The sequence below is a fragment of the Aurantimonas sp. C2-5-R2 genome, assembly GCF_036549495.1.
GTDB classification, from domain to species: domain Bacteria; phylum Pseudomonadota; class Alphaproteobacteria; order Rhizobiales; family Rhizobiaceae; genus Aurantimonas; species Aurantimonas coralicida_A.
In genome coordinates this window covers 1-2,935 of the sequence record NZ_JAZHLJ010000172.1, presented here as the reverse complement: position 1 = coordinate 2,935, position 2,935 = coordinate 1, and the positions used below count along the sequence as shown (strand labels likewise).

At 61.1% G+C, this 2,935-nt stretch carries 3 protein-coding genes; all 3 read right to left on the bottom strand.

The features are described 5' to 3' along the window. Positions 1–48: 48 nt before the first annotated feature. A complete protein-coding gene (locus VQ044_RS24485; protein ID WP_327651213.1) occupies positions 49–1,197 on the bottom strand; it encodes a cbb3-type cytochrome c oxidase subunit I in 1,149 nt (382 codons plus the stop codon). Between the two features lie 16 nt (positions 1,198–1,213). Continuing rightward, complete coding sequence (locus VQ044_RS24480) at positions 1,214–1,756, bottom strand: hypothetical protein (protein ID WP_327651214.1); 543 nt, start codon at positions 1,754–1,756, stop codon at positions 1,214–1,216. Between the two features lie 705 nt (positions 1,757–2,461). Next, complete coding sequence (locus tag VQ044_RS24475) at positions 2,462–2,770, bottom strand: hypothetical protein (protein ID WP_327650270.1); 309 nt, start codon at positions 2,768–2,770, stop codon at positions 2,462–2,464. Between the last annotated feature and the right edge of the window lie 165 nt (positions 2,771–2,935).

Below are 2,935 nucleotides of genomic sequence, written 5' to 3'. Positions count from 1 at the left end.
CGATCGGGCCCTTTCCTGTGTCGTGCCCCTCACGCCAGTGGCCTGCTTTTACTCCGCCCCACTGGCCCGGTTTTGCTCCGACGTTGACACGCCGCCGATGATCAGAAAGAAGATCGCGCCCATCATGAAGCGAAACGGCGCCGCCGCCATCGCCGAGGACGGAATCCGGTCGCTCCAAAGTGTTGCGATCCAGTTGAACACATGCAGCGTGCTGGGAATGAAGATCAGCAGCGTCAGGATCTGGGTCGCCCGCTGCAGGAATCCATGCACGGTCGATGCCGGCTGGAAATGATGCGGAAACACGACGAAGGATAGCGCGGCCAGCAACAGGAAGGCTACAACACCAGAGGTGTAGCTCCACATCGGCCGGCCCAGGAACCGCGGCAGCAGCGTGTAGATGATTGCGATCGCCGGCACCAGCGGCAGGTAGACGGCCGGATGTCCATAGAACCAGAACACGTACATGAAGGTCATCACGTCGCCGCCCCGGCCTGGGTCGAACAGCGCGGTCGCGCCCACCCAGTCGGTGAGCAGGACGACCCCGGTCAGGCCCAGAAGAGGCGTCGAAACCATCAAGAGGCTGGCCTCGGATATCATCGCCCAAGCCAGAAGCGGCTTGCGGGTCCAGGGCGCCGGGCAGGCGAGCGCATTGCGCAGCAGCACCATCCCGGCCAGAAATTCCGAGACCGCGACCAGAACCACGGCGACATAACCCATCCAGACCAGCTCACCGCCGACCCGCAGCGACATCGGCGGATAGAGCGTCCAGGTGAAATCGGGTCGGCCGATGATCAAGAGTACCGCCGCGGCGATCAGGGTCCAATAGCTCGCCTGTGCCATCCCGGCCCAGAGAAGCCGGCCCGTGCCGAGAACCTTGGGCATCAGGAAATAGCAGATCGAGATGACGATCGGGATGACGAAGCCGAAGACCATCAGCATGCCGTGTAGCGTCATCAGTGTCATGTAGGGCCGCGCGCCCATGAACTGGATATCCGGGGCCGCCAGTTCCGTGCGGAACGCCAGAGCGAAGGCCCCGCCCAGCGCCAGCATCAGGAACGATGTCAGGATGCCCTTGACCGCGATGATTCTGTAATCGTTGGAGAACAGAAAGTCGCGGAGCCCCATCCCGCCGATCAGGTTCTCGGGCTGCCAATGCGGCTTTTCGCCCATACGCTCGATGTCCAGTGCGTTGGCCATGCCGGGTCGCCTCCGTTCAAGCCATGTCGGCGTTTGAGCCGCCGACGACCAGCCATGCCTTCATCTGCGCGTGGCCGACGCCGCAATAATTCACGCACTGGATGAGGTATTTGCCGGGTTTGCTGGGTGTCCGGATCCACACTTCGCGAGCGGCGCCCGGGTCGAATTCAGTGGTCAGGCCGGCGACCGGAACGTTGAAGCCGTGGATCACGTCATTGCTGAGGATGCGGAACAGCACCTTCTGGTCCGGTTCGACGCGCACCGCATTGCGGCTGATCTCGCCGCCCTCTGTCGTGAAGGCGAAGCCCCACTGAAAGGCCAGGACGGTGATCTGCTGATCGAACGCGGCCCGCGCTGCGGGATCGACGATCTGACCGGAAACTCCGCCGTTGCGCAGATCGACTTCATAGGCCTTGTAGGTCGCAGTGCTTCGCTGATCGGCAAAAAACACCAGTCCGACCAGAAGTATGACGAAGCCGATCTCCATCCGGTATTTCATCCGCCAGCGTCGCGGCCAGAACAGCGCGAGAAACAGTGCGGTAATGCCGGCGATGCCCAACGCGAGCGCTATAGCGACCATCAGCGCCTGGTCGCCCATCAAACCCAACGCGTTCTGCATGATCGTCCTCCCACGCCACGGACGACGGGAGTTTCACACCCGATTGCCCTCAAACTCCGTAGCTGACGGATATTTGAGTGCGACAATTTTTCTCGGTCAAGTTAATTTGTGGCAATAATGCGTTGGAATTTCGCCGTAAGCCGGAACGAAGAAGCACTTTTCGCCTCTGCGAATATTTGAAAATGTATAACCTGAGCTCGTGCTTGGTACGGGCGATATGCTCGGGCGGTTGACATAATAATCGTCAAAATAAAATCGACTGGATGGTGTTATGTTTCTGCGTCGTCGCTGCGGAAATGGGTCGCCATCTGAGAGTCCGTTTCGAAACTCACTGCGGCGGGTTCAAAGGCCCCTCGGATGGTCGCTCCGCAATGACATGATACCCGATTTCCGCGGNCTGAGAGTCCGTTTCGAAACTCACTGCGGCGGGTTCAAAGGCCCCTCGGATGGTCGCTCCGCAATGACATGATACCCGATTTCCGCGGGTTTGGGCGTCCCGGGTGAACCATGGAGGCTGGTCTTGGCAGGGTTTCGAAACGGCCTCTGAGGCGCGTGGCGGTCGCGGCACAGTGACCTTGCGGGGTCTATCGAGACTACGCGGGCGCCCCTACGCCGCGCCGCCCATCTTGATCTTGAACGGGGAAATCAGCGGGCCTGGAGCACTCCACTTTCCATCTTGCCCAACATCGCCTGGACCGCCGTCGCCGCCGCGTCGAGAGCCGCGCGATCACGTGAGCGGACGACGATTTCGGTCGAGTATGTGTTGCCGTCGAATTTGGGGTAGGAGCCGATGGCAACGCCCGGATGCTCCTTCGCCAGTGCACGCAGCGGATCGCCGATGTCGCCTTCGCCGTATGGACAACCGAAAGCGGCGGATTCGATTGCCTGACCGGCCGGTAGGGTGTCGATCACCTGTCCGAGCATCGCCTGAAACACGGCCGGGACACCGGCCATGACGAAGACATTGTCGAGACGAAAGCCGGGCGCGACGGAGACGTGATTGTCGATCAGGCTGGCGCCGTCCGGTGTGAGCTATGGCTGAAAATGGGTGATGGGGCCTGAGAAGGCGGCGTATCGTGGCGGGTTCTGAAGCCTGCCAGAACCTCCCGAAGGAGCGAT